Source organism: Halopseudomonas laoshanensis (assembly GCF_008365385.1).
Taxonomy (GTDB): domain Bacteria; phylum Pseudomonadota; class Gammaproteobacteria; order Pseudomonadales; family Pseudomonadaceae; genus Halopseudomonas; species Halopseudomonas laoshanensis.
The window spans coordinates 1,152,962-1,175,172 of record NZ_QOVF01000001.1; the positions used below are offsets into that span (position 1 = coordinate 1,152,962).

At 55.5% G+C, this 22,211-nt stretch carries 21 protein-coding genes, 3 tRNA genes and 1 riboswitch; of the genes, 16 read left to right on the forward strand and 8 right to left on the reverse strand.

The features are described 5' to 3' along the window. Nucleotides 1–107: 107 nt before the first annotated feature. The 12 genes from uvrY to DT594_RS05345 all read left to right on the forward strand — a co-directional run bounded on the left by uvrY (nt 108) and on the right by DT594_RS05345 (nt 9,872). Nucleotides 108–752: a UvrY/SirA/GacA family response regulator transcription factor gene (gene uvrY, locus DT594_RS05290; protein WP_149331673.1), complete on the forward strand. Its 645-nt coding sequence runs from the start codon at nt 108–110 to the stop codon at nt 750–752. A gap of 14 nt (nt 753–766) precedes the next feature. Further along, complete coding sequence (uvrC, locus tag DT594_RS05295) at nt 767–2,584, forward strand: excinuclease ABC subunit UvrC (RefSeq protein WP_246164551.1); 1,818 nt, start codon at nt 767–769, stop codon at nt 2,582–2,584. 33 nt (nt 2,585–2,617) lie between these two features. Next, entirely contained in the window at nt 2,618–3,187 is a 570-nt protein-coding gene (gene pgsA, locus DT594_RS05300; protein WP_149331675.1) for a CDP-diacylglycerol--glycerol-3-phosphate 3-phosphatidyltransferase, read from the forward strand. A 62-nt stretch (nt 3,188–3,249) separates the two neighbouring features. Then, nucleotides 3,250–3,325 (forward strand) — tRNA-Gly (locus tag DT594_RS05305). A gap of 309 nt (nt 3,326–3,634) precedes the next feature. Next, on the forward strand, nt 3,635–3,892 hold the full coding sequence (locus DT594_RS05310; RefSeq protein WP_149331676.1) for a DUF4212 domain-containing protein: 258 nt from the start codon (nt 3,635–3,637) through the stop codon (nt 3,890–3,892). 5 nt (nt 3,893–3,897) lie between these two features. Next, a complete protein-coding gene (locus DT594_RS05315; RefSeq protein WP_149331677.1) occupies nt 3,898–5,661 on the forward strand; it encodes a sodium:solute symporter family protein in 1,764 nt (587 codons plus the stop codon). A 225-nt stretch (nt 5,662–5,886) separates the two neighbouring features. Then, a complete protein-coding gene (locus tag DT594_RS05320; RefSeq protein ID WP_246164552.1) occupies nt 5,887–6,273 on the forward strand; it encodes a hypothetical protein in 387 nt (128 codons plus the stop codon). Between the two features lie 192 nt (nt 6,274–6,465). Beyond that, nucleotides 6,466–6,539: transfer RNA gene (locus DT594_RS05325), tRNA-Cys, on the forward strand. A 39-nt stretch (nt 6,540–6,578) separates the two neighbouring features. Continuing rightward, nucleotides 6,579–6,665 (forward strand) — tRNA-Leu (locus DT594_RS05330). A gap of 161 nt (nt 6,666–6,826) precedes the next feature. Next, the gene (locus DT594_RS05335) at nt 6,827–7,705 is read left to right on the forward strand and encodes a YihY/virulence factor BrkB family protein (RefSeq protein ID WP_149331679.1); all 879 of its coding nucleotides are present in this window, start codon (nt 6,827–6,829) and stop codon (nt 7,703–7,705) included. 135 nt (nt 7,706–7,840) lie between these two features. Further along, entirely contained in the window at nt 7,841–9,205 is a 1,365-nt protein-coding gene (gorA, locus tag DT594_RS05340; RefSeq protein ID WP_149331680.1) for a glutathione-disulfide reductase, read from the forward strand. 28 nt (nt 9,206–9,233) lie between these two features. Beyond that, nucleotides 9,234–9,872: a trimeric intracellular cation channel family protein gene (locus DT594_RS05345; RefSeq protein WP_149331681.1), complete on the forward strand. Its 639-nt coding sequence runs from the start codon at nt 9,234–9,236 to the stop codon at nt 9,870–9,872. Here the strand turns inward: DT594_RS05345 and DT594_RS05350 are convergent. Next, nucleotides 9,866–10,363 carry a copper chaperone PCu(A)C gene (locus DT594_RS05350; RefSeq protein WP_149331682.1) on the reverse strand — a complete coding sequence of 166 codons (498 nt, stop codon included), beginning with the start codon at nt 10,361–10,363 and terminating at the stop codon, nt 9,866–9,868. The two genes, DT594_RS05345 and DT594_RS05350, sit on opposite strands and share 7 nt — an antisense overlap. Nucleotides 10,364–10,646: 283 nt before the next feature. Between DT594_RS05350 and DT594_RS05355 the strand changes: the two genes are divergently transcribed. Continuing rightward, nucleotides 10,647–10,979 carry a PilZ domain-containing protein gene (locus DT594_RS05355; RefSeq protein WP_178091427.1) on the forward strand — a complete coding sequence of 111 codons (333 nt, stop codon included), beginning with the start codon at nt 10,647–10,649 and terminating at the stop codon, nt 10,977–10,979. 2 nt (nt 10,980–10,981) lie between these two features. Here the strand turns inward: DT594_RS05355 and DT594_RS05360 are convergent, their stop codons facing one another. The 4 genes from DT594_RS05360 to DT594_RS05375 all read right to left on the reverse strand — a co-directional run bounded on the left by DT594_RS05360 (nt 10,982) and on the right by DT594_RS05375 (nt 16,030). Beyond that, nucleotides 10,982–12,091, reverse strand: a complete 1,110-nt coding sequence (locus DT594_RS05360; RefSeq protein ID WP_218574476.1) for a DUF1513 domain-containing protein — start codon at nt 12,089–12,091, stop codon at nt 10,982–10,984. Then, nucleotides 12,091–13,116 (reverse strand): imelysin family protein, encoded by a 1,026-nt coding sequence (locus DT594_RS05365; RefSeq protein ID WP_149331685.1) that lies wholly within the window; start codon nt 13,114–13,116, stop codon nt 12,091–12,093. The genes DT594_RS05360 and DT594_RS05365 overlap by 1 nt, the downstream gene beginning before the upstream one ends. Nucleotides 13,117–13,129: 13 nt before the next feature. Then, the gene (locus tag DT594_RS05370; protein WP_149331686.1) at nt 13,130–14,545 is read right to left on the reverse strand and encodes a di-heme oxidoreductase family protein; all 1,416 of its coding nucleotides are present in this window, start codon (nt 14,543–14,545) and stop codon (nt 13,130–13,132) included. 111 nt (nt 14,546–14,656) lie between these two features. Continuing rightward, on the reverse strand, nt 14,657–16,030 hold the full coding sequence (locus DT594_RS05375; RefSeq protein ID WP_149331687.1) for an imelysin family protein: 1,374 nt from the start codon (nt 16,028–16,030) through the stop codon (nt 14,657–14,659). 155 nt (nt 16,031–16,185) lie between these two features. Here DT594_RS05375 and DT594_RS05380 point away from each other — a divergent pair, with 155 nt between their 5' ends. Together DT594_RS05380 and DT594_RS05385 are read left to right on the forward strand one after the other, a co-directional pair. Continuing rightward, nucleotides 16,186–16,407: a dodecin gene (locus DT594_RS05380; RefSeq protein ID WP_149331688.1), complete on the forward strand. Its 222-nt coding sequence runs from the start codon at nt 16,186–16,188 to the stop codon at nt 16,405–16,407. Nucleotides 16,408–16,651: 244 nt separating this feature from the next. Beyond that, on the forward strand, nt 16,652–17,554 hold the full coding sequence (locus DT594_RS05385) for a D-hexose-6-phosphate mutarotase (RefSeq protein ID WP_149331689.1): 903 nt from the start codon (nt 16,652–16,654) through the stop codon (nt 17,552–17,554). Here the strand turns inward: DT594_RS05385 and DT594_RS05390 are convergent. Together DT594_RS05390 and DT594_RS05395 are read right to left on the reverse strand one after the other, a co-directional pair. After that, nucleotides 17,520–18,908 (reverse strand): SLC5/6 family protein, encoded by a 1,389-nt coding sequence (locus DT594_RS05390; protein WP_149331690.1) that lies wholly within the window; start codon nt 18,906–18,908, stop codon nt 17,520–17,522. The genes DT594_RS05385 and DT594_RS05390 overlap by 35 nt on opposite strands. Continuing rightward, a riboswitch (TPP riboswitch) is annotated at nt 18,898–19,012 on the reverse strand. (Overlaps the previous gene by 11 nt.) A 92-nt stretch (nt 19,013–19,104) precedes the next feature. After that, on the reverse strand, nt 19,105–20,613 hold the full coding sequence (locus tag DT594_RS05395) for a flavin-containing monooxygenase (protein ID WP_149331691.1): 1,509 nt from the start codon (nt 20,611–20,613) through the stop codon (nt 19,105–19,107). A gap of 378 nt (nt 20,614–20,991) precedes the next feature. On the opposite strand from DT594_RS05395, the gene wrbA reads away from it, so the two are divergent. Next, a complete protein-coding gene (wrbA, locus tag DT594_RS05400; RefSeq protein ID WP_149331692.1) occupies nt 20,992–21,591 on the forward strand; it encodes an NAD(P)H:quinone oxidoreductase in 600 nt (199 codons plus the stop codon). A 75-nt stretch (nt 21,592–21,666) separates the two neighbouring features. Here wrbA and tpx read toward each other — a convergent pair whose 3' ends face one another. Beyond that, nucleotides 21,667–22,167, reverse strand: a complete 501-nt coding sequence (gene tpx / locus DT594_RS05405) for a thiol peroxidase (protein WP_149331693.1) — start codon at nt 22,165–22,167, stop codon at nt 21,667–21,669. Nucleotides 22,168–22,211 lie beyond the last annotated feature (44 nt).

Here is a 22,211-nt window from a genome sequence, read left to right on the forward strand (position 1 = left end):
TGGTACCGCCTAGTTAATCAGGGCTGAGCTTGTGCCGGCCAAACTGCCTGAGTCGGACGTTGGGCAGTTCTTGAAATGCCGCTCGTTCAATGCACAAGGGGTCGGATTTGATCAAGGTATTGGTAGTAGATGACCATGATCTGGTGCGCATGGGCATCAGCCGAATGCTCAGTGATGTGCCCGGCATCAGCGTAGTAGGCGAAGCAGACTCCGGAGAATCCGCCGTAACGCAAGCACGCACACTAAAGCCCGATGTGGTTTTGATGGATGTGCGAATGCCCGGTATTGGTGGTCTGGAAGCGACGCGTAAACTCCTCCTGCATGACAAACATCTGCGCATCATTGCGGTGACGGTGTGTGATGAGGAGCCGTTTCCAACGCGTTTGATGCAGGCCGGGGCCGCTGGCTATGTGACCAAAGGCGCGGCGTTGAATGAAATGGTGACGGCCATTCGCCAGGTGGCGGCGGGGCAACGGTATATCAGCCCGGATATCGCCCAGCAGCTTGCGCTCAAGGCCTTCGCGCCGGCCAGTGATTCGCCGTTCGACAATCTCTCCGAACGCGAAATGCAGATCGCCTATATGATTGTCAGTTGTGAAAAAGTCCAGAATATTGCCGACAAGCTGTGTCTGAGCCCGAAGACCGTCAATACTTACCGCTACCGCTTATTCGAGAAGCTGAACATCACCAGTGACGTTGAACTGACGCTGTTGGCCGTGCGCCACGGTATGGTCGACGCCATCCCTCGCTGAGCATGACGCCTCCGATGTTCGATCCCAATGCCTTCCTGTCCACGGCCAGCAACAAGCCTGGCGTGTATCGCATGTTCGATGCTCAGGGTGAGCTGCTGTATGTGGGCAAGGCCAAGCACCTGAAGAAGCGCCTGGCCAGTTACTTTCGCAAGACCGGGTTAAGCCCGAAGACCGCAGCGTTGGTAGCGCGCATTCAGCAAATTGACACCACCATCACCTCGAACGAAACCGAGGCGCTGCTGCTGGAACAGAGCCTGATCAAAGCCTCCAGGCCGCCTTACAATATTCTGTTGCGCGACGACAAATCCTACCCCTACGTGTATTTATCCAGCCTGGACAGCTTTCCGCGGCTGGGCCTGCATCGCGGAACAAAGAAGCTCAAGGGCCGCTATTTCGGGCCTTACCCCAGTGCCGGAGCCATCCGCGAAAGTCTGAGCCTGCTGCAGAAAGCCTTCAAAGTACGCCAGTGCGAAGACAGCTATTACCGCAATCGCACTCGACCCTGCCTGCAGCATCAGATCAATCGCTGCAAGGCGCCCTGTGTCGGGTTGGTGGATGAGCAGGAGTATGCGGAAGACGTGCGTCACTCGATCATGTTTCTCGAAGGCCGCAGCAACGCACTGGCGGATGAACTGGTCAAGAGTATGGAGCAGGCCTCTGAGCAGCTGGATTTTGAACGGGCTGCCGAGCTGCGTGATCAGATGGCGCTGCTGCGCCGCGTGCAGGACCAGCAGAGCATGGATACCGAGCAGGGCAATGTGGATATCGTCGCTGCTGCGGTTTCACCGGGCGGCGCCTGTGTGCATGTTGTTATGGTGCGCCAGGGCAGGGTGCTGGGCAGCAAGAATCATTTCCCCCGCGTACCTATCGAGCAAACCCCGGGGGAGGTGCTGGCAGCCTTCCTGCCCCAGTACTATCTGGGCGGCGCCGAACGCGAGCTGCCGGGTGAAATTATCGTCAACGCAGAGCATGAAGACATGCCGGTGATCGCTGAAGCATTGGCCCAGGCGCGCGGACATAACCTGACCATCAGCCACCGCGTCAGAGGCACGCGTAGCCGCTGGCAAAGCCTGGCGGTAAATAACGCCGATCTGGCCCTTGCCGGCATGCTGGCCAATCGGCAGAACGTGCAAATCCGTTTCGAGGCGCTGCAAGAGGCGTTGAAGCTGGACGAGCAACCAACGCGTCTAGAGTGTTACGACATCAGCCATTCCAGCGGCGAGGCAACCGTCGCCTCCTGTGTGGTGTTCGGCCCGGAAGGGCCTTTGAAGAGTGATTACCGCCGATTCAATATCGAAGGGGTTACCGCGGGTGACGATTACGCCGCCATGCGCCAGGCCCTGACGCGTCGTTTCAGCCGGATCAAGGACGGCGAGGGCAAGATGCCGGACATTCTCTTGGTCGATGGCGGTAAGGGTCAGATGTCGATGGCGCTTGAGGTGCTGCAGGACCTGGCGATACATGGCTTGACGCTGCTGGGCGTCGCCAAAGGCGTCACTCGCAAGGCCGGCATGGAAACGCTGTACCTGAATGATCCGCACAATGAGCTGGTGTTACCGGCGCATTCACCAGCGCTGCATCTGATTCAACATATTCGTGATGAAGCACACCGCTTTGCCATCACTGGTCACCGCGCCCGCCGGGGTAAAGCGCGCAATACATCTCCCTTGGAAGGGATCGAAGGCGTGGGGCCCAAACGCCGGCGTGAACTGTTAAAGCACTTCGGCGGACTGCAGGAACTGAAGCGCGCGAGTGCCGCCGAGATGGGTAAAGTGCCTGGGATCAGTAAAAAACTTGCGGAACAGATTTATGCTGCGCTGCATAGCGACTAGAATGCGCCATTAGACAAAGGCCGCTAATCACTCATGAACATACCGAATATTCTGACGTTGCTGCGGGTCGGACTGATCCCCATCTTCATCCTGTTCTATTATTTGCCCTTTCACTGGAGCTATATGGCTGCGGCGATCGTCTTTACTGTGGCCAGCATCACTGACTGGCTCGACGGCTATCTAGCTCGCAAATGGGAGCAGAGCACGCCCTTTGGTGCCTTTCTTGATCCGGTAGCAGACAAGCTGATGGTCGCGGTGGCGCTGGTATTGCTGGTGCAAAGTCATGCCAACTTCTGGGTCACTGCTCCGGCGATGGTGATCATCGGCCGTGAAATCGTTATCTCGTCGTTGCGTGAATGGATGGCCGAATTAGGCAAGCGTGCGCATGTGGCGGTATCCCAACTGGGCAAATACAAGACCGCCGCGCAAATGGTCGCACTCATCGTACTATTGGCCAATCCGCCGCTAATAAACAATTGGGTGGTACTTGGCTATGTGCTGCTAATGATCTCGGCGGTGCTGACGCTATGGTCAATGTTCGTCTATCTGCGCGCTGCATGGCCGTATATGAGCATGCATGCTGTGCAAAAAAGCGACAAATAACTTTTTCTGAATCAATGACTTGACAGGCCCGCGCAGGAGGATAGAATGGGCGCCGTTCCAAAGCGGGAATAGCTCAGTTGGTAGAGCACGACCTTGCCAAGGTCGGGGTCGCGAGTTCGAGTCTCGTTTCCCGCTCCATATTCAGATCAAAGCCACCTCCGGGTGGCTTTTTTCGTTGTCAGACGTAAAAAGCCGAAAGATCATCTCTTTCGGCTTTTTATTGCCTGCAGAAAACCGCTCGTATCTTCCGCGGCACCCAGTTGCTCAACTCCCGCTCAGCCACTTTCAAATCCGCTTGAGACGCGGCTCTGGTGCGCGCCATAAGGCCTAAGACTAATGTCGGGGATTTATTGTCAGGCCGAATTTTGCAAAATCGATGTCACGGAATCCTTCCGAGCTTGTGGAATTTCCCAACGCGGTAATAACAATAAAGTGGAGAGTAAAACGATGGATGACAAAGAGAAAGGAGCTGCATATTGGTCGGCGAACCTACGCCTGATCTTTTGCAGCCTAATAGTGTGGGCTTTAGTGTCCTTCGGTTTCGGCATCATATTGCGGCCTATGTTATCTGGTATTTCAGTAGGCGGCGCTGATCTCGGTTTCTGGTTCGCCCAACAGGGCTCAATCCTGGTGTTTGTTGTCCTGATCTTCTTCTATGCCTGGAGAATGAATCGTCTGGACAAAGAACACGGTCTGGAGGAGTAACGGATATGAGCCAATTTGTTATTAATCTATTGTTTGTGGGCGGGTCCTTCGCGGTCTATATCTTTATCGCGATCTGGGCCCGTGCCGGCTCCACCAAGGAGTTCTATGTCGCAGGCGGGGGTGTCCATCCCATCACCAACGGCATGGCAACAGCCGCTGACTGGATGTCTGCTGCATCCTTCATCTCAATGGCAGGTCTTATTTCGGTCGGGTATGTCAACTCCTCCTTCCTGATGGGCTGGACCGGCGGTTTTGTATTGCTGGCGATGTTGCTGGCACCTTACCTGCGTAAATTTGGCAAATACACGGTGCCGGATTTCGTTGGCGATCGTTTCAACAGCAACGCCGCGCGTGCAGTGGCGATCATCTGTCTGTTGGTGATTTCCACTACCTACGTTATCGGCCAGATGACAGGGGCGGGCGTAGCATTTGCACGTTTCCTTGAAGTGGACGCCACCACCGGTTTGATCATCGCGTCAGCAGTGGTATTTGTGTATGCGGTATTGGGCGGCATGAAAGGCATTACCTACACTCAGGTAGCCCAGTATGTCGTGCTGATCATTGCCTATACCATTCCGGCGATCTTCATCTCCTTGCAAATCACCGGTCATGTTCTGCCGCAAACTGGTCTGTTCGGCACGCACCTTGAGTCCGGCATGCCCATGCTGCAGAAACTGGATGAAGTGGTTCGTGAACTGGGCTTTCAGGATTACACTGCTGCTGTTCCTAACAAGCTGAACATGTTCCTGTTCACTGTGTCGCTGATGATCGGTACTGCCGGTCTGCCACACGTCATCATTCGTTTCTTCACCGTACCCAAGGTTGCAGATGCTCGCTGGACTGCTGGTTGGGCGCTGGTCTTCATTGCTTTGCTGTACACCACAGCGCCTGCGGTAGCCTCCATGGGTCGACTGAACCTGATCGACACCATTTATCCGGAAGGTCCAACTGCCGAATCGCTGGAGTATGCAGAACGGCCACAATGGATCCAAACCTGGGAAGAAACCGGACTTGTCACCTTTGAAGACAAGAATAATGACGGCAGGATCCAGATGTACAACGAAGTACCCGCATTTGCCGAAACAGCTGAAGCGCGTGGCTGGGCAGGCAATGAACTGGTCGTAAACAACGACATTCTGGTATTGGCGAACCCTGAGATTGCCAACTTGCCAGGCTGGGTTGTCGGCTTGATTGCGGCAGGTGGTATCGCAGCTGCGCTATCTACAGCGGCGGGTCTGTTGCTGGCGATCTCCTCGGCAATCAGTCACGACCTTATCAAGAAGATGATCAAACCCGACATTACCGACAAGGGAGAAATGCTTGCAGCACGTATTTCCATGGCGGTGGCCATCGTGATTGCGACCTGGCTGGGGATTAACCCTCCTGGATTCGCGGCGCAGGTGGTTGCACTGGCGTTTGGTATTGCCGCAGCAACGATCTTCCCGGTACTGATGATGGGTATCTTCTCCAAGCGTATCAACAGCAAAGGCGCGGTATTGGGCATGCTGGCTGGTCTGTTTGCTACCTGTATCTACATCTTTACCTATCTGGGCTGGTTCTTCATCCCAGGCACTGCAAGCCTGGCGAACATCCCGGAAAACTGGTTGTTTGGCATCTCGCCACTGTCGTTCGGCGCGGTTGGTGCACTGATCAACTTCGCAGTCGCCTTCGGGGTTGCCTATGCAACTGAAGAGCCTTCACAGGAAATTCAGGATCTGGTGGAAAGCGTTCGCTATCCAAAAGGCGCTGGCACTGCCGTAGATCACTGAGTAGTATCCAGGCCAGACCTGCACAGCTGAGCTGTGCAACTGGCTGAACCTAAGCGGGCTTCCTTATGGAAGCCCGCCTTATTTCCGGGAAAAGAATTCATGATCTGGCATTTGCTAGCATTGGCTGTAGCAGGTTTGGGTGCGGCGGGAATCGCTGCGACGCTACGTAGTTTGTCGGGAAAGAGACTGCCTAAATGGATCATTCCGATCTTTGCAGGGGCAGGTATGCTGAGTTATCAGATTTACTACGAGTACAACTGGTTCGAGCATAAGCAAACCCAGTTGCCTGAAGCTTCACAGGTAGTCGAGATCGAGCAGGAAGGTGTGTTCTGGCGCCCCTGGACGTTTATGTTCCCGATGACCGTAGGTTTCACCGTGCTGGATACGGGCAACATCTCTCAGGTCGAGCGGGAAGGGCAGAGCATCAGCCAATTCATACTCTATAAGTTCGATAAAGAGTACGTAGACCTGGTCTCCCATCAGACCCATCTACTCAACTGCTCTACTCAGGAGCTGGTACCGATGGCCGAAGATGGTTCACTGCGTGTCACTGCACTGCGTCGGGTCGAGCGCGATGCGCCTTTGTATCAGGCGGTCTGCGCGGCAAACTGATCGGGGGAGCACGGGCGAGCCAAGTATTCAGAGTGCGCTTGCCAAGCCCTCCAAATTGATACATAATGCAGCCCATCGAGTGCACTTGCTTTGAAAAATATCAGTCTTATCAATAAGATAAGACTAAAATCAAGACCTTTGTATCGATCAGAGTTGCGTTTGATTCACCCACAACGTAACTGTTAATTATGAGGCCGGGTGGCAGAGTGGTTATGCAGCGGATTGCAAATCCGTGAACGCCGGTTCGATTCCGACCTCGGCCTCCATTAATTCGCACTATGTAGTTAGTAATACCGTACTCGTTAGCCCGGATGGCGAAACTGGTAGACGCAAGGGACTTAAAATCCCTCGGGGGTAACCCCGTGCCGGTTCGATTCCGGCTCCGGGCACCATCGGGTATTACGTCCTCTGCAACACCTCCACATATCAAGCCGTCTCAACCTACTTTCCTGCTGTCATCTTTTGCAATGATAGATGAGCCTTGTCTGAAGTCAGGTATGAACTCCCAGGTTACAGTGTCGTCCGACTAGGTAGGTTAGCCAAAAGGTGGACTATGTCATATCTGGATCTGCGCGGCGTGAGCAAGTGGGCGCTGATAAAACGGAGCTTTCGCGAATTCGACAATAACGACATGTCGACCTACGCAGCTGCGTTGGCTTTCCGCGCGCTGTTGTCACTATTTCCCTTCCTGTTGTTTCTCACCGCCACGCTGAGTTTCTTCAATCTCCCTGAATTCTTCGATTGGTTGCGTCAGCAGGCAGCCGTCGCGTTTCCGGGCATGGTGATGGAAATGATTGATCCGGTTATCGATCAACTTCAGAAAGACAACAACAGTATCCTGTCTATCAGTATCGTCATGGCCCTATGGGTCTCGTCTACTGGTATGCGCTCGCTGATGAACGCCATGAACAATGCCTACGACGTGCAAGAAAGCCGCCCGGCGTGGAAGCTATTTCCGCTATCAATAGGTTTTACCTTGGGCATGGCTCTATTGCTTATGGTGGCTGCTGGTTTCATGGTGATAGGCCCCACGGCAGCCGAGTGGCTGGCAAACCAGGTGGGGATGAAGGATCTTTGGGTACTCTCCTGGAGCTGGCTACGCTGGCCCATAGTGGTGTTGATCCTGATGTTCGTCGTGGCCATGATCTACTACCTCACGCCGGATGTAGAACAGGAATTCCGTTTCATTACCCCAGGATCGGTGATTGCTGTGATGGTCTGGATTGCCGCCTCGATCGGTTTCGGTATCTTTGCTCGCAACTTTGGCAACTTCCAGCTGTTTTACGGCGGTATTGGTGCTGTGATCATTCTGCTGCTGTACTTCTATATTTCCGCCTCGGTGATGCTCTATGGCGCCCAGCTGAATGCAGTGGTCGAACATGCATCAGCGGAGGGCAAGGAGCAGGGTGAAAAGATCATTGATGAGGATTGATGGCGATCTGCCAAACCCATTGGCGTAGGGTATGCTGGGTTGTCGAGTAGCCGATTGAGCAAATGGGTAGTTAATTCGGGTTGTTGGTCCGTTGTTGGTACATAGTCACTGTTAACAGATAGTTAAGGTATAAAAATGAGTCACTACGATTTTGATCTTTTCGTCATTGGTGCCGGTTCCGGCGGAGTAAGAGCCAGCCGGATGGCCGCAGGCTTCGGCGCTAGGGTAGGGGTGGCGGAAGATCTTTATCTGGGCGGCACATGCGTTAATGTGGGCTGTGTACCGAAAAAACTCTTTGCCTATTCAGCGCATTATTCCGAGGACTTCGAGGACGCCAAGGGCTATGGCTGGGATCTGCCTGACGCCCACTTCGACTGGTCTGCGCTGCTGGAAAACAAGAACCAGGAGATCGCGCGTCTCAACGGCATCTATCGCAATATGCTCAAAGCCTCGGGTGTGACCATCATGGATGCCCGCGCGCGTTTTATCGATTCACATACCCTGCAGGTGGGGGATAAGCAGGTTACCGCCGAACATATTCTGATTGCGACCGGCGGCTGGCCGCATATTCCCGAGTTTCCGGGTAGCGAGCACGTTATCAGTTCGAACGAGGTGTTCCATCTGGAAACCCTGCCCAAACGCATCCTGGTAGTGGGCGGCGGTTATATCGCGATTGAGTTTGCCAGTATTTTCCACGGCATGCAGCGCGAAGTCAGCTTGCTCTATCGCGGCGAGCTTTTTCTGCGTGGCTTTGACACCAGCCTTCGTGAGCATATGGCAGCGACCATCAAGCACAAGGGCATAGACCTGCGCTTCAATGCCGATGTCAGGAACATTGAACGCCAGGCCGATGGCAGTTTGCTGGTTACACTGAAAGACGGCACCACGCTGGAGACCGACCTGGTACTCTATGCCACTGGCCGCAAGCCCAATCTCAAGGGCCTGGGCCTGGAAAACACCGCTGTGACCCTGGATGATAAAGGCTTTATCGCCGTCAACACCGATTACGAAACCCAGGACCCGGGTATTTATGCCATTGGCGATGTCACCGATACCCTGCAGTTAACGCCTGTTGCGCTGGCGGAAGGTATGGCGCTGGCTCGGCGGCTGTTCCAACCGGCCGACTATGTACCTGTGGACTATCGCGACATACCTACAGCAGTGTTCTGTATTCCGAATATTGCTACGCTGGGTCTCACCGAAGAACAAGCCCGCGAAGCTGGCCACGCGCTGAATATTTACGAAAGTCGTTTCCGCCCCATGCGCAATACGCTGGCGGGCAGGGGCGAAGAAAGCCTGATGAAGATGATTGTCGACAAGGCCAGCGACCGGGTATTGGGCGTGCACATGATTGGTCCTGACGCAGGCGAGATCGTCCAGGGCATGGCCGTTGCGCTCAAGGCCGGTGCTACCAAGGCCATGTTCGATGCCACGCTGGGGATTCATCCCACCGCAGCAGAAGAGTTTGTTACCATGCGTACCCCAACGCGGTCAGACTGATTCCGCGCCAGCCCGGAGATCGGACCGCATGACCTGGTTCTATGCCTTTGACCTGTTTGGCGTTGCAGTATTCGCCATATCTGGCGCGCTGGTCGCCGGGCGTAAGTCGATGGATCTTTTCGGGGTGCTGGTCATCGCCATTATCACCTCGCTGGGCGGTGGGACCTTGCGTGATGCCATTCTGGATAACCATCCCGTCAGCTGGATCAGAAACGACGTCTACATCTTGGTGGCTGTGTTGGCGGCTATTGGCACCATTCTCTGGGTACGGTTCACGCGGCCTATCCACGAAACTGGGCTGCTGATTGCTGATGCCTTCGGGCTCGCCGTATTTACGGTTATCGGCACCCAGGTAGCGCTGCAGCACGACGTGCCGGTTAGCGCGGCCGTTATCATGGGTGTGATGACCGGAGTTGCCGGTGGCGTGATGCGCGATGTTATCTGTAATGAAATTCCGCTGATTTTCCACAAGGAAATTTACGCTACCGCATGCATAGCCGGCTCAGTGGTGTATATCGCTCTGCACCAGCTCAACACCACGCCTAACCTGGATGTCACCATCTCGGTGTTGACCGTTTTGGTGATCCGCCTGGCCGCTATCCGCTGGCACCTTGGCCTTCCCCGGTTTCACTTACTGGATCGTGACCCGCCTGATCGTGATCAGTGATGCTGGTGCTCTCCAGACTCGGCTTGAACGTCTGCCGGAGCGTCCTGCTGGACAGAAATGTCGACTTCCAGCTCGCCTGCCTGTTCAAAGTGCAGGGTCAAAGGGAATTGTTCCCCTGCCACCAGAGGCTGCTTCAGGTCAAACAGCATGATGTGGTAACTGCCGGGTTTGAAACTGACACTGCTTCCGGCGGGTAACGCCATAGTCTCGATCTGCTGCATTTTCATCAGGCCGTCCCGGTGTATATGCTCATGCAGCTCGGCATGGCCGGCTACCGGTGTAGTGACCTCGAGCAACCGGTCAGCTTGCTCACCGCGATTCACGATAGTGAGATAAGCTGCTCCCGTCTTTGCTACGGGGGGCAGGGCACGCGACCATGGATGGGTAATATGCAGGTCGGCAATATCGTATTCATGAGCCATCACCTGACCGGCGAGCAAGCTGCTACCTAGCGTGGCGGCCAGGATGATGACCAGCTTTTTCAATCTCATGCAGTAACTCCTGAAGGCAAAGACTCAAGATTAACCTGCGCCTCAATTTCATGCTATCCCTGGTCAGGCACCCTGAGCGCAGATATCTTTTGCAGAATGATGTAATACTAAAATAGTATTGCGGCGCTGAATTTTCATCTGATTCCCATGTTCAGAACTGTGTTCCAGTTATCGAAAAAAGAGGCAATACATGGCTGTTAGCCAGCATGTATTTCAAGCAGACTGTCAGGGCTGACATCTCGCAAGGTAAGAAGGGATGAATACTTCGGTTAATGAGCCAACTATGTACGAAAAGCGGCGCCTGGAACGACATACATTGAGTGCGAGTCTTGAGGTTTATGATCTGGACAAAGGTTGCCATCTGGGCCGGGTCGTCGACCTGCATACCGAAGGATTAATGCTGCTGAGCGACCAACCTATCGTTTTGTTCAAGCGATATGCATTACAGGTCAGTTTGCCGATGACGCTGAACGGCATGAGCGATTTTTATCTGGATGCCGAAAGCTTGTGGCATCGCGAAAGCATCGCCGGTGGCCAGCACTGGACCGGAATGCATTTCGTCGAGTTACCAGAAGACGCCAGGAAATGCATAGAGAAAATGGTCGCCAGCCGCTGAACTCAGCTTTCCAAAGCAGTCAGATGATTGTCCCAGTGCAGTTCCTCAGGGTTTAGCAGTGTTGCTGTGTACTTCTGCTCATCCAGCAGATAGATCCCACCCAGGCCGGAAGTCACCACAAACCCTTCTTGGGGTGCAGGCAATACACCTGCGGCGTCGGGCAGATGGATATCAGCCACATACTCGCCACTCAGGTAGTTGATCAGCACCACACGGTTCCCGCGCGGCGCGGTAATGGCTGCCAACGGCCCACGCGTGCTGACGGCGACACTGGCGACATAATTGTTCATTGCCGCCAGCGCCTCGGCCGGCAAAGCAACCTCGCTGAACAAGCCCGAGCGGGTGTCCAAACGCGCAATCAGCGGCGGCCGTTCCCACTCTGGCCCCTCGAACTGATAGCCTGCGATGACCACACCTTCTGGACTGATATCCAGGTGATGACAGCTGAGCTGGTGATGCGAAGGCTCATGCCGCTGCTCAATCTCGCCAGTCTGCCGATTCATCAGCACCAATGCCGGGCGCATGCTATCGATGTTCAATTTGATGCGATCATAATCCGGATGGGTAAGAATCCCGCCCATGGCGATGACCAGCGTATTGCCGTCCGGGTGGAGCCTTAATTCGTGCGGATCCATGCCGCCTACCGGGAAGTCCGCGACCCATTGATACTGCTGGCGGGCGTCATAGACACGCACTTGACCCTGGCCATCATTGAAATGGTTGGCGGTGGCGTACAGATACTGACCGTCTTCACTGAAAACACCATGCCCATAAAAATGGTGCTTATCGCCGGAACTCAGCTGATGCAGCAGGGCGCCTTCGCGGCCATCGAGTATGTACAGCTCACGGCCAGGGCGCCGCGCAAATACCGCCACCTGAGCGGAGCCGGGCCGCACACAGCCGCCGTGACAACGTTCGGCAACGGGAACGCGGGCAAGCACATGACCCTGATGATCGGCCAGCGTAATCAGGTGCTGGCCGTTGGCATCATCTGCCGCGCTCAGAAATCGCTGCGGGCGATCCCTCTCGGCGTGCAACCGGGTACAACCTGCCAGGGGACCGCTCAAAACCAAAGCTGACAACCCCAGCTGAACAAAACGTCGTCTATTCATCAATCACCATCGCTGGAGTTGAAGCCTTTGACAATTCCGAGTTCACTGGCAATAGGGCCATTGAGCAGACTGGCGAGCCTGTCGATATCGACAAACAGCAGCTGCAGCCCCCGATAACGCTGCTCATCTTTCAGCGATGCGGATACGTCGGACGGAAGGCTGTCTATTCGCTCCAGGGTGCCGGCTAAGGTCTCCTCGAACTGAGTCAGCAGTTGCTCTTTACCGGCATCACGCATCACGGTGGCAAAGCCCGGAAGAAACTCGGATTGTAACCCTTGCAGCGTCGCCCGGATGGCCGTCAGTGACTGCTCACTGCGCCAGGCGTCTGCCAGATAGGCGTTACGCCGTTTCTTGCCCTGCAGGCCCATAGGGGCGCCAAGGCGTGCGTCACGCATGATTTCCAACGCATGCATCGCCGCACTGATGGTGGTGGTCTGATAGCCGTCGTTCTCAAGGTAATGCGGCTTGAACGCGGCCCATTGTTCAACAAGGTGGGTCGCATTGGCGCTGACCTGTGCACTGATTGCGACCAGCAGCTCGCAACCCCGCGGGGAAAGGGTGTCTGATTGCTCGCCGTAGAGCAGATATTCCATGGCGGGAAAGCCTTTCAGAGCGACACTTTCTCCAGCCAGTGCTTGAGGGGACACCGGGCGCTGATCCTTCATCCAGCCATCTACCTGACGGGCGATCAGATTCTTGCTGTCCGGCCAGAACTGAAACTGCCAGGCCATACTGTTTTGCTCGATCGGGCCGAAATCGATAAAACGTACTCGCTGCCAAGCCAGGAAGGCGCGTAGCCAGTCATCCCGCAGCGGCGCTGCAGCTGTTTCCTGGCTAATGGTGCAGTGCTCGGTTGCCTGCTGATGCAGGTCGCTGCTGGCGTCTGCCAGGGCTGTGTAGCCGCTGGACAGCTGTGCGTGCCATTGCTCGCGCGCTGATTCGGCATAGGCTGAGGATGTATACATCAGGGTAAGCAGACACGCACTCGCCAACAGCCGGCTGGGCCGGTTACTCAATACAGACATCAATACGCTCCGCTTACAGGGACTCAAGGAAACCAATCAACGCCGCGCGTTGCTCACTGGACAATTGTCGATACTGCTCGGTAGCTTGCTCAGCTTCGCCACCGTGCCAGAGAATCGCCTGTTCCAGCGTTTCGGCTCGGCCATCGTGCAGGAAGCCCGCCCGAGGATTAATCTGCTGTGCCAGCCCGATGCCCCATAGTGGGGGAGTGCGCCATTCGTTGCCGTCGGCGAGGAATTCCGGTCGGCCGTCGGCCAGCTCAGCGCCCATGTCGTGCAGCAACAGATCGGTGTAGGGCCAGATGGTCTGATTGCTCAGGTCCGGTCGGTCTGCAACCTCACCGGTTACCTGGCGTGGCGTGTGGCACCCGGCGCAACCACTCTGATTGAACAGCTGTGCACCCTGGGTTACCTGCGGGTCATCCATGTTGCGCCTCGCTGGCACCGCCAGACTGCGGGAATAGAAAGCAACAAAGTTGGCCACCTTGTCGCTGACCTCCGGCTCACCACCGTGTGCAAAGCGCCCGCAATCCTGCTCTTCAGTGCAATCGGTGATCGGAGCCAATGTGGATGTCAGTCCCATATCGCCGGCGAATGCGCCCATGCTCTGCTGCAAGACATTCGGTTCTGCCGCTTTCCAGCCAAACCGGCCCAGCGCACTCGTTTCTGTGGCTCTGTCCCAGACTTGATTGGGACGTCCGGAGATGCCGTCATCGTTGCGGTCGTCAGGATCGGCGGCAGCAAGAATATCCGCTTCGGGGATGGCCTCAAGCAAGCCGAGACCTATCATCGGCGGCGCTACCCGAGGCGACATCAGCAGATTCGCAGGCAAAGGTCCGTAAGCAGGTTTCTCGATTCGGTAGGTTGGTTTGCTCAGCGTAACCTTGGTGCCATCCGCGAGGCTTTTTTCCAGAGCACTCCATTCGATTGCCAGATCTGCCTCAGGCTGCATGCCAGGGACGGCGGAGGTCTGAAGCTGGCTGCCATAGACCGGGGCAGGTAGAAAACCATGCTGCTCGAGGATCAAAGCATCTACTTCCGCGTCGGCAGGCACTGACAGCCGCAGAAACAGCGATACGGCGGTCTCCCCAGCGGCAGGTGGATGACCGCGGCCATCCTTGATGTGGCACCCCTGGCAGGAGTTGGTGTTAAGCAGGGGGCCAAGGCCATCGCGCGCATCTGTGCTGGACGGTGCTACGACCCAGGGGTTGCGAAAAAAACTGTTACCCACACTGAAGTCCAGCCGGCTGGTCATCGGCAGATTGGATTGGGGCAGGGAGTAGGCATTGTGATCCGATTGTTCAACCGTACCTTCGCCCCCGGTATCGGGCGTGGTCTGTAACGGATACTCGGCTGCCGAATCGCAGGCAGTCAGTAATAATTGGGCGGCCAACAACAAACCAATGGCGGCGGGGCAAGTCAATAGCTTCATGAATGCCTGTTTATGTCACTGTTGAAACAAATGAGAGCCCGACCTCACGGGCGGACTCTCAGCGTACAGATCACCAGCCACCATGGTGACTGGCACTACTGTTGTTACCGCTTAGAATGCGTGACCGGCATCATCAGGCTCGAGCGACGCGATACCCAGCTCGCCGGCCACTTTCTCGATAGAGCCAGTTTGTGCAACCAAGCTGCTGATCGCTGCATTGATGATGTCATGGCCTTCCTGGTTATCCGGAGCGATCATCATATCGAACGCCATTGGATTTTCCTCGGCTTCGGCCGCATCTTTCATCGCCTGAACCGCTTCCATGGTGCTCTCAAGTTCAGCGCGCAGTTGCTTATCCAGCTCTGGATTGCGTTGGGCAACCAGATCCGAAAGGGAAGGGCCGGTGATGGCAGCGTCGTCAGCGGGCTGATACTCACCCAGGTAAACATTCTGGATGCCCTTGGCGTTATAGAAGTGCGAGTTGTGGGTATTGTCACTGAAGCAGTCATGCTCGTCTTCATAGGAGTTGGCTTCCAGCGCTACCTTCATGCGCTCGCCGGCCAACTCACCGAGGGAGAGGGAACCCATGCCGAACAGCATCTTCTGCAGAACTTCTTCACTGGGCATGGCCAACAGCTCGGCACGATAATTATCAGACTTATCCTCGGTCCACTGCTCGGTCATCCATTGCAGGTCGGTCACTAGCAGGTCGGTTGCCGCATCCAGATACTCGGCACGACGCTCGCAGTTGCCGTTGGTGCAATCATCGTTCTTGGCGAAATCGGTCACTGGGCGCTCGCCGCTACCGGCAGAGTAGCCGTTCATGTCCTGGCCCCAGAGCAGAAATTCGACAGCGTGATAACCGGTTGCAACGTTGGCTTCGGAGCCACCCGCTTCATTCAGGTCGGCCAGCAGCTTTGGGGTCAGCTCGGATACATCCAGCGTTTCGCCACCCACATTGATGCTGGTGTTGGCAATAATATTGGCATTGGCACCTTCGTTACCCATCTCGTGCTGATAGTCATCGGCAGCGACGTAATCGATCATGCCTTCGTCCAGCGGCCAGGCGTTGAGTTGACCTTCCCAGTCGTCAACAACTGAGTTACCGAAGCGAAATACCTCGGATTGCTGATACGCAACGCGTGCATCCAGCCAAGCCTGCTTGGCTGCGTTCAGGTTAGCCTCGGTAGGCTCATTGATCAGTGCATCGGTCGCCTCATTCAGGGCCACTGCCGTTTTCGTAGCATCCTGATAGGTGGCATAGGCAAGATCCGCGTAATGCTTGGCGACTGCCGCACTGTCTACGCCATTGTCAGCGCCTGCCTGGTTTGCATCATCATTCTCTACTGCGTCGACCACTGCCTCACCGGCCGACTGCTCTGCAGGTGCCTTGGTTTGCGCCTCTTCTTTGTTATCACAAGCAGTCAGCAATACAGCAGCGGATAGCGCGAGGGTCAATGCCTTTAGAGGGAAGTGAACGACCATGTAGATGGACTCCTGATTACCGTGAAAAGATTATAATGATAGTGATTTGCGTTCACGATTATAGGCTTGTGTCGGGATATTGCAACGCTCTGCAGATGCGGAACTTAGCGCCTCATCCTTTGCCTTACGGATAACGTTCACAAAAGGAGAAAGACATGTCAGATCAACATGTGTACAAGAAAGTCGAGTTGGCAGGATCCTCTACTACCAGCATTGAAGATGCGATCAGCAATGCTATTGCCGAGTGCGCGAAAACCGTCAAGAACGTGGAATGGTTTGAAGTTGTCGAGACGCGTGGCCATGTCGTTGATGGCAAGGTTGCACATTATCAGGTGGTCATCAAAGTTGGTTTCCGTATAGAAAGCGGCTCTAACTGATAGTGACGTCCGGACGGGAGGCCGCCGTGGCCTCCACGTTACCTTTCTGCATTCCTCCTCATATTGGAAACCTTGATTTTCCAGACCTGGTCTTCTGATCACTCCCCTCTAGTAAAGTATGTAAGCGTTATAGCCTTTTCAAGCAATTCCAGCCTCCATGGCCTGCTATCCTTTGCAAAATGAGGGCAGCCAAGTTGCATCAGGTTTCCAATTCTCCAGTTGAACAGAAGGGCGGCGTATTTAGATGCATTCCCAGAAATTCGCGCAGCATCCGGTGCAGTTACCGGAAGGCGTTCGCTTGATTCAAAATAAACATGGCCGAGAATTTCTGCAGATTGACCACCCAGCAGTCAGCGCCAGAATCGCCATGGAGGGTGCGCATATCACCCACTGTCAGCCCGCAGGGCAGGGGCCCTTGTTGTGGATGAGCGCCTCTGAACCAGAGCTCCCCGGCAAGACGATACGTGGCGGAATTCCCCTGTGTTGGCCCTGGTTCAGTGATACCAGATCAGGGCCGGCACATGGCATTGCGCGCATCAGCCCGTGGCAGTTAACTGCGGTATCAAGCGATGCTGAGCGGGTGAGCGTGCGCATGAGGCTGGCGCACTCTTTGATTGAACAGGCATTGCCGGGTGAGAAGTGGAAGTTGGACGTCGAATTTGTTCTGGGCTCCGACCTGATGGTGACGCTGATTACCCGCAATATGGGAGAAGAGCGTCAGGCGTTGAGCCAGGCCTTGCATAGCTACTTGCCTGTCTCGAATATTGATCAGGTGGTGGTCCAAGGCTTGGAGAGTTGCGCCTATCTTGACCAACTGACGGGGCACCTGCAGATTCAGCAAGGGCCTGTGCGCTTCACGGCAGAAACAGATCGCATCTATTTCAACCACTCTGGTGACGTGCGCCTGATTGATGCCAATAAGCAGGTGATCTCGGTCCACCGCAAGGGAAGTGATTCCGTGGTGGTATGGAACCCTTGGATAGAAAAATCACTCAGACTGAGCCACTTCGCCAGCGACGACTACCGGCACATGCTGTGCATTGAAGCAGCAAATGCCGGGCCGGATGCGCGAGTCCTCGAACCTGGCGAAACACACAGGCTGACCACCAGAATTACACGGGGCGCGGCAGATAGCTCCGTGGTTTGACCGCAGCCACCAACAGGCAGACCACAGTGGAGGCTGCCAAGGCGCCCGCAAAGGGCGCCAGGGTCGGAATACTGCCGGGGAATGAGGCTGCCATCACACCGCCAGAAATACTTCCCGTCACCCACCAACCTGGCAGTATTGCACCAAGGATCCCTGCCAGCGAACCAGCGATGGCAGCACCGGTGCTCATGCGTGACCACAAACCGAGCAAGACAGGCACGACGGCGGTCGCGCAGAGCAGGTCAGCGATGAGAAACAGACGCAGCACCGAGATGCCCTGCAATGCGACCGCGATCACCGGAATCATCAACAGGCAGGTTATCCAACGTGCCGCAGCGAGGGACAGTCCGCGGCTTTCAGTCACGGCGAGGGAGGCGAGCGCGTTCTGCAGCGTATCCACCGACGAAGCGACCAGGGTCATCGCCAGCACCAGCGCTGGAATGGTTAACCAGGCGGGAGCGTCAGCGAGCAGGGCGAAAAAGGGTATAGGGGGGCTTCCCAGTTCAATGCCGCTCATCGCTGCAGCAATCCCCAGGCCGCCAACCACAGCCACTACTACAACAGTGATTATACCGCCCAACAGTGCCCCACGCCCGAGGGCCTGGCCGTCGCGCGCAGCCCAGATGCGTTGCCAATAGCCCTGGTGAAAGAGGTTGGCGGCGGTCACCGCAATAATAAGAGTCAAGGCGATGGATAAGGAACTGCCCAGCGGAATGGAAGGCGTTGACTGGCCACTGCTCGCCAAGTCAGGTAGCCGTTTCAGCGCTACCCAGCCTACCGCGATCAACAACAGCATCAGCAGCCATGCTTGCCAGCGATCCGTTACCAAACTGGCTCGTAAGCCACCCCATGCGGTATAGAGGAGCGTGGTCACCGCCACGGCGACGATAACCAGGTTGCCGTTAACATCAGACAGCATGGATGTAATAGCACCAATCGCGGTGAGCTCGGCAATCAGAAAACAAAGCATATATAACAGCGAGATCAGCGCCACCCACCGGCGTACGGCGGTCCCGTAACAGGCCTGAGCAAATTCACCGATACTGCGGCCTTCAGGCAGGTGGCGGCGAATCGCCGGCCCACACCAGGCAAATACCATGAAGGGTAGGGCAGCGCCCAAAGCGTACCCGGCGAGAGCTACCGGGCCGGCAAATGCACCTATTTCCGGCGGCGCGAACAGAATCCAGCCGCCCATCCCCGAAGCCAGAAAAGACAACCCCAGCGCCTGCGCGCCTTGGCTGTTGCGGGCCGTGCAGTAATCATCGAGACCGGAAGCAGATTGGCGTTCACGTAGCCCAAGCCAGGCGAACAGCAACAGAGCAGCCGCCAGCACGGCCAGTGTCAGGTAAAGCATGTCGCGCTTCCTCCGCCGGTATTATCCGGATCAGGTTCCAGGGTTTACGCCGCAAATGATTGCGGCGATTCTCAGTCCGGTAAGGGACTCCCCTGGCGACGTGTGATGTGTGTGTTTAGCGTTGAGGCTGAATAGTGCCAAAAAAACCCGACTGTGCCTACGGTTGGGTTTCAGTCGGAGAAACCGGAAAGAGTGATCAGGCCGCTTCCGAGGTGTCTTTCCTGGCCAACACGGGTTTGGCCGAAGACTCAGGCGGGTCGAACGCCAGTAGGCCGTCGTCCAGGCTCTCCTTCATCAGCATTTCCGAGTCTTGCAAATAATCATTGAGCACGCGCCAAGGCAGACCCTTGCCCTGACGTGGCAGCACCGCATTGGCGCGCTGCACATATCCTGCTTCCAAAGAGCCCATGATGGAGGAGGGCAGCACACTTTCCTCGCCGCCTAGGGGTACTACTACCTGATAATGATGCTGATCCATATGCTTGAGCACACGACATAGATACTGGGCTGCAATGTCTGCCTTGAGTGTCCAGGAGGCATTGGTGTAGCCCATAATCCAGCCCATATTCGGCAAATTCTGCATCATTACCGCTTTGTAGGTCATCTGTTCGTGAATAGCGAATGGCCTTCCATCCAGCGTCAGCTGCATACCACCTAGAACCTGCACTTGCAGACCGGTAGCAGTGACGATTATGTCTGCCTCTATCTCCTTTCCGGAGCGCAGTAGCAGGCCTTTCTCGGTAAAAGTTTCTATCGTGTCGGTTTCCACCGACGCCTTGCCGGAATTGATAGCCTGGAACAGATCCGCGTCCGGGACCGCACAGAGACGCTGGTCCCAGGGCATGTACTCCGGCGTAAAGTGACGCATGTCATCCGGGTTGTTCAGTTGCTTACGCACCTGTTTGAGCAAAAAATTCCGCGTGCCGTTCGGCCAACGCTTGGCCGCGCGGTACATCCAGCGCTGGATACGGATATTGCGTTGGCGCGTAAAGTGATACACCCAGCTCTCGGGCAGTATCTTTTTCAGGAATCCGGCAATCGCATCGCGGGACGGGACGGAAAAAATGTAGGAGGGCGATCGCTGCACCATGATCACATGCGCAGCCAGCGCGGCCATTGCTGGCACTAGCGTAATGGCGGTCGCACCACTACCAATGATCACCACTTTCTTGCCCCGATAGTCCAGGTCTTCGGGCCAGGCTTGCGGATGGATACATTGGCCTTGAAAGCGTTCTGCGCCAGGGAACTCCGGCAAATAGCCCTGGTGATAGTTGTAGTAGCCGGTACAGCTGATCAAAAACCGGCAGGTGAACTGCAGCGTCTCACCGGAACTGAGCTCTGTGGCTGTCAGCGTCCAGAGTTTTTCTGTGCTGGACCAATTGGCCTGGGTGATATCCAGCCCGAAGCGAATCTTGTCGTTAATCTTGTATTCGGCGGCAGTGTCGCTGATGTAACGCCGAATAGATTCACCGTCAGCCAATACCTGCAGATCGTTCCAGGGTCGAAACTGGTAACCGAAGCTGAACATGTCGGAGTCCGAGCGCACACCCGGGTAGCGGAACAGATCCCAGGTGCCTCCAATGGCCTGACGCCGTTCAAGAATCGCGACACTGTGCCCAGGACACATTTGCGACATATGACAGGCCATGCCGATGCCAGAAAGGCCAGCCCCGATAACGATGACATCCAGGTGTTCTGCAGACATTTTATTATTCTCATGAGAGCCAAGTGACGCACTCAGCATAGACTGCCTGTTTGGAGTGCGTAAGCGACTACCATATGCTGCCAGATAACGATCAATCTCTGACAATCTTCAGGATTCGGGAGAGGGCTTTTTACGTGTAGGTCTGGCTGGAGGTTAATACTGTATTTAACATAATATAGATTATACGTAGTTATATGGATAGCGAACAGGGAGCTGCTAACCTTCAATATGGCTTACCAGTAGCTGTAGCACCCACGTATCGAATAAAACGATTGATATGCGCGGTATTTTGATTTTTCAGCTATGTAAATCTGATGCATGATGAATCACCAACTCGGTTAGTCCGATTTTTCATCTTCAAGTTTAAGGAGTTTCACTATGGCGAAGGTACTTGTGCTTTACCACTCCATGTATGGCCACATCGAAACCATGGCCAAGGCTGTTGCTGACGGTGCAGCCAAGGTAGACGGTGTCGAGGTATCCATCAAGCGTGTGCCTGAGACCATGAATGCCGAGGCATTCAAGGCTGCGGGCGGCAAAGTTGACCAGGATGCTTCCGTTGCCTCACCCGCAGAACTGGCTGATTACGATGCCATTATCTTCGGCGTGCCTACACGCTTCGGTAACATGTCTGGGCAGATGCGCAATTTCCTCGATCAAACCGGCGGTCTGTGGGCCAAAGGCGCCTTGTTTGGCAAGATCGCCAGTGTGTTTGCATCGACGGGTACCGGCGGCGGCCAGGAAATGACCATTACTTCCACATGGACAACCCTCGCCCACCACGGCATGACTATCGTACCCATTGGCTACGGCACACCCGAACTGTTTGATATTTCCCAGGTCAGCGGCGGCACTCCCTACGGCGCAACTACGCTGGCGGGCGGCGATGGGTCACGGCAGCCGGATGAACGCGAACTGGCTATTGCTCGCTTTCAGGGCGAACACGTGGCGAAGAGTGCTGCCAAACTGAAGGGCTGATAGCGTTCTTATCGCATTAGCTTAGAAACCAAAAAGGCGCCAGAAGGCGCCTTTTTGCTATAGCTGAAACCTATATCAAGCGAGCACGGCCAAAGCCGCATCATAGTTCGGCTCATCACGAATCTCGCCCACCAGTTCGCTGTGAAGCACGGTGTCATTTTCATCCAGCACCACTACCGCACGTGCAGTAACACCCGCCAGCGGGCCGCTTTCGATCGCTACGCCGTAATCCTTGAGGAACTCGCTACCGCGCATGGTCGACAGGTTGATGACGTTGTCCAAGCCTTCAGCACCGCAGAAGCGCGCCTGAGCGAAGGGTAGATCGGCAGAGATGCACAGAACCACGGTGTTATCCATAGCGCTGGCCTTGCTGTTGAACGTGCGTACCGACGTTGCACAGGTAGGGGTGTCGATACTGGGGAAGATATTCAGGACCTTCCGCTTGCCGCTGTAGGTCGCCAGGGTAGCGTCGGACAGATCCTTTGCTACCAGCTTGAAAGCAGGCGCCTTGTTGCCTTTCTGCGGAAACTCGCCACCGATTGTAATCGGGTTACCGCCTAGATTAACGCTGGACATGGAAACTCCTCAGATCATTGCAGGTAACGCGCAGTCTGTGCGCG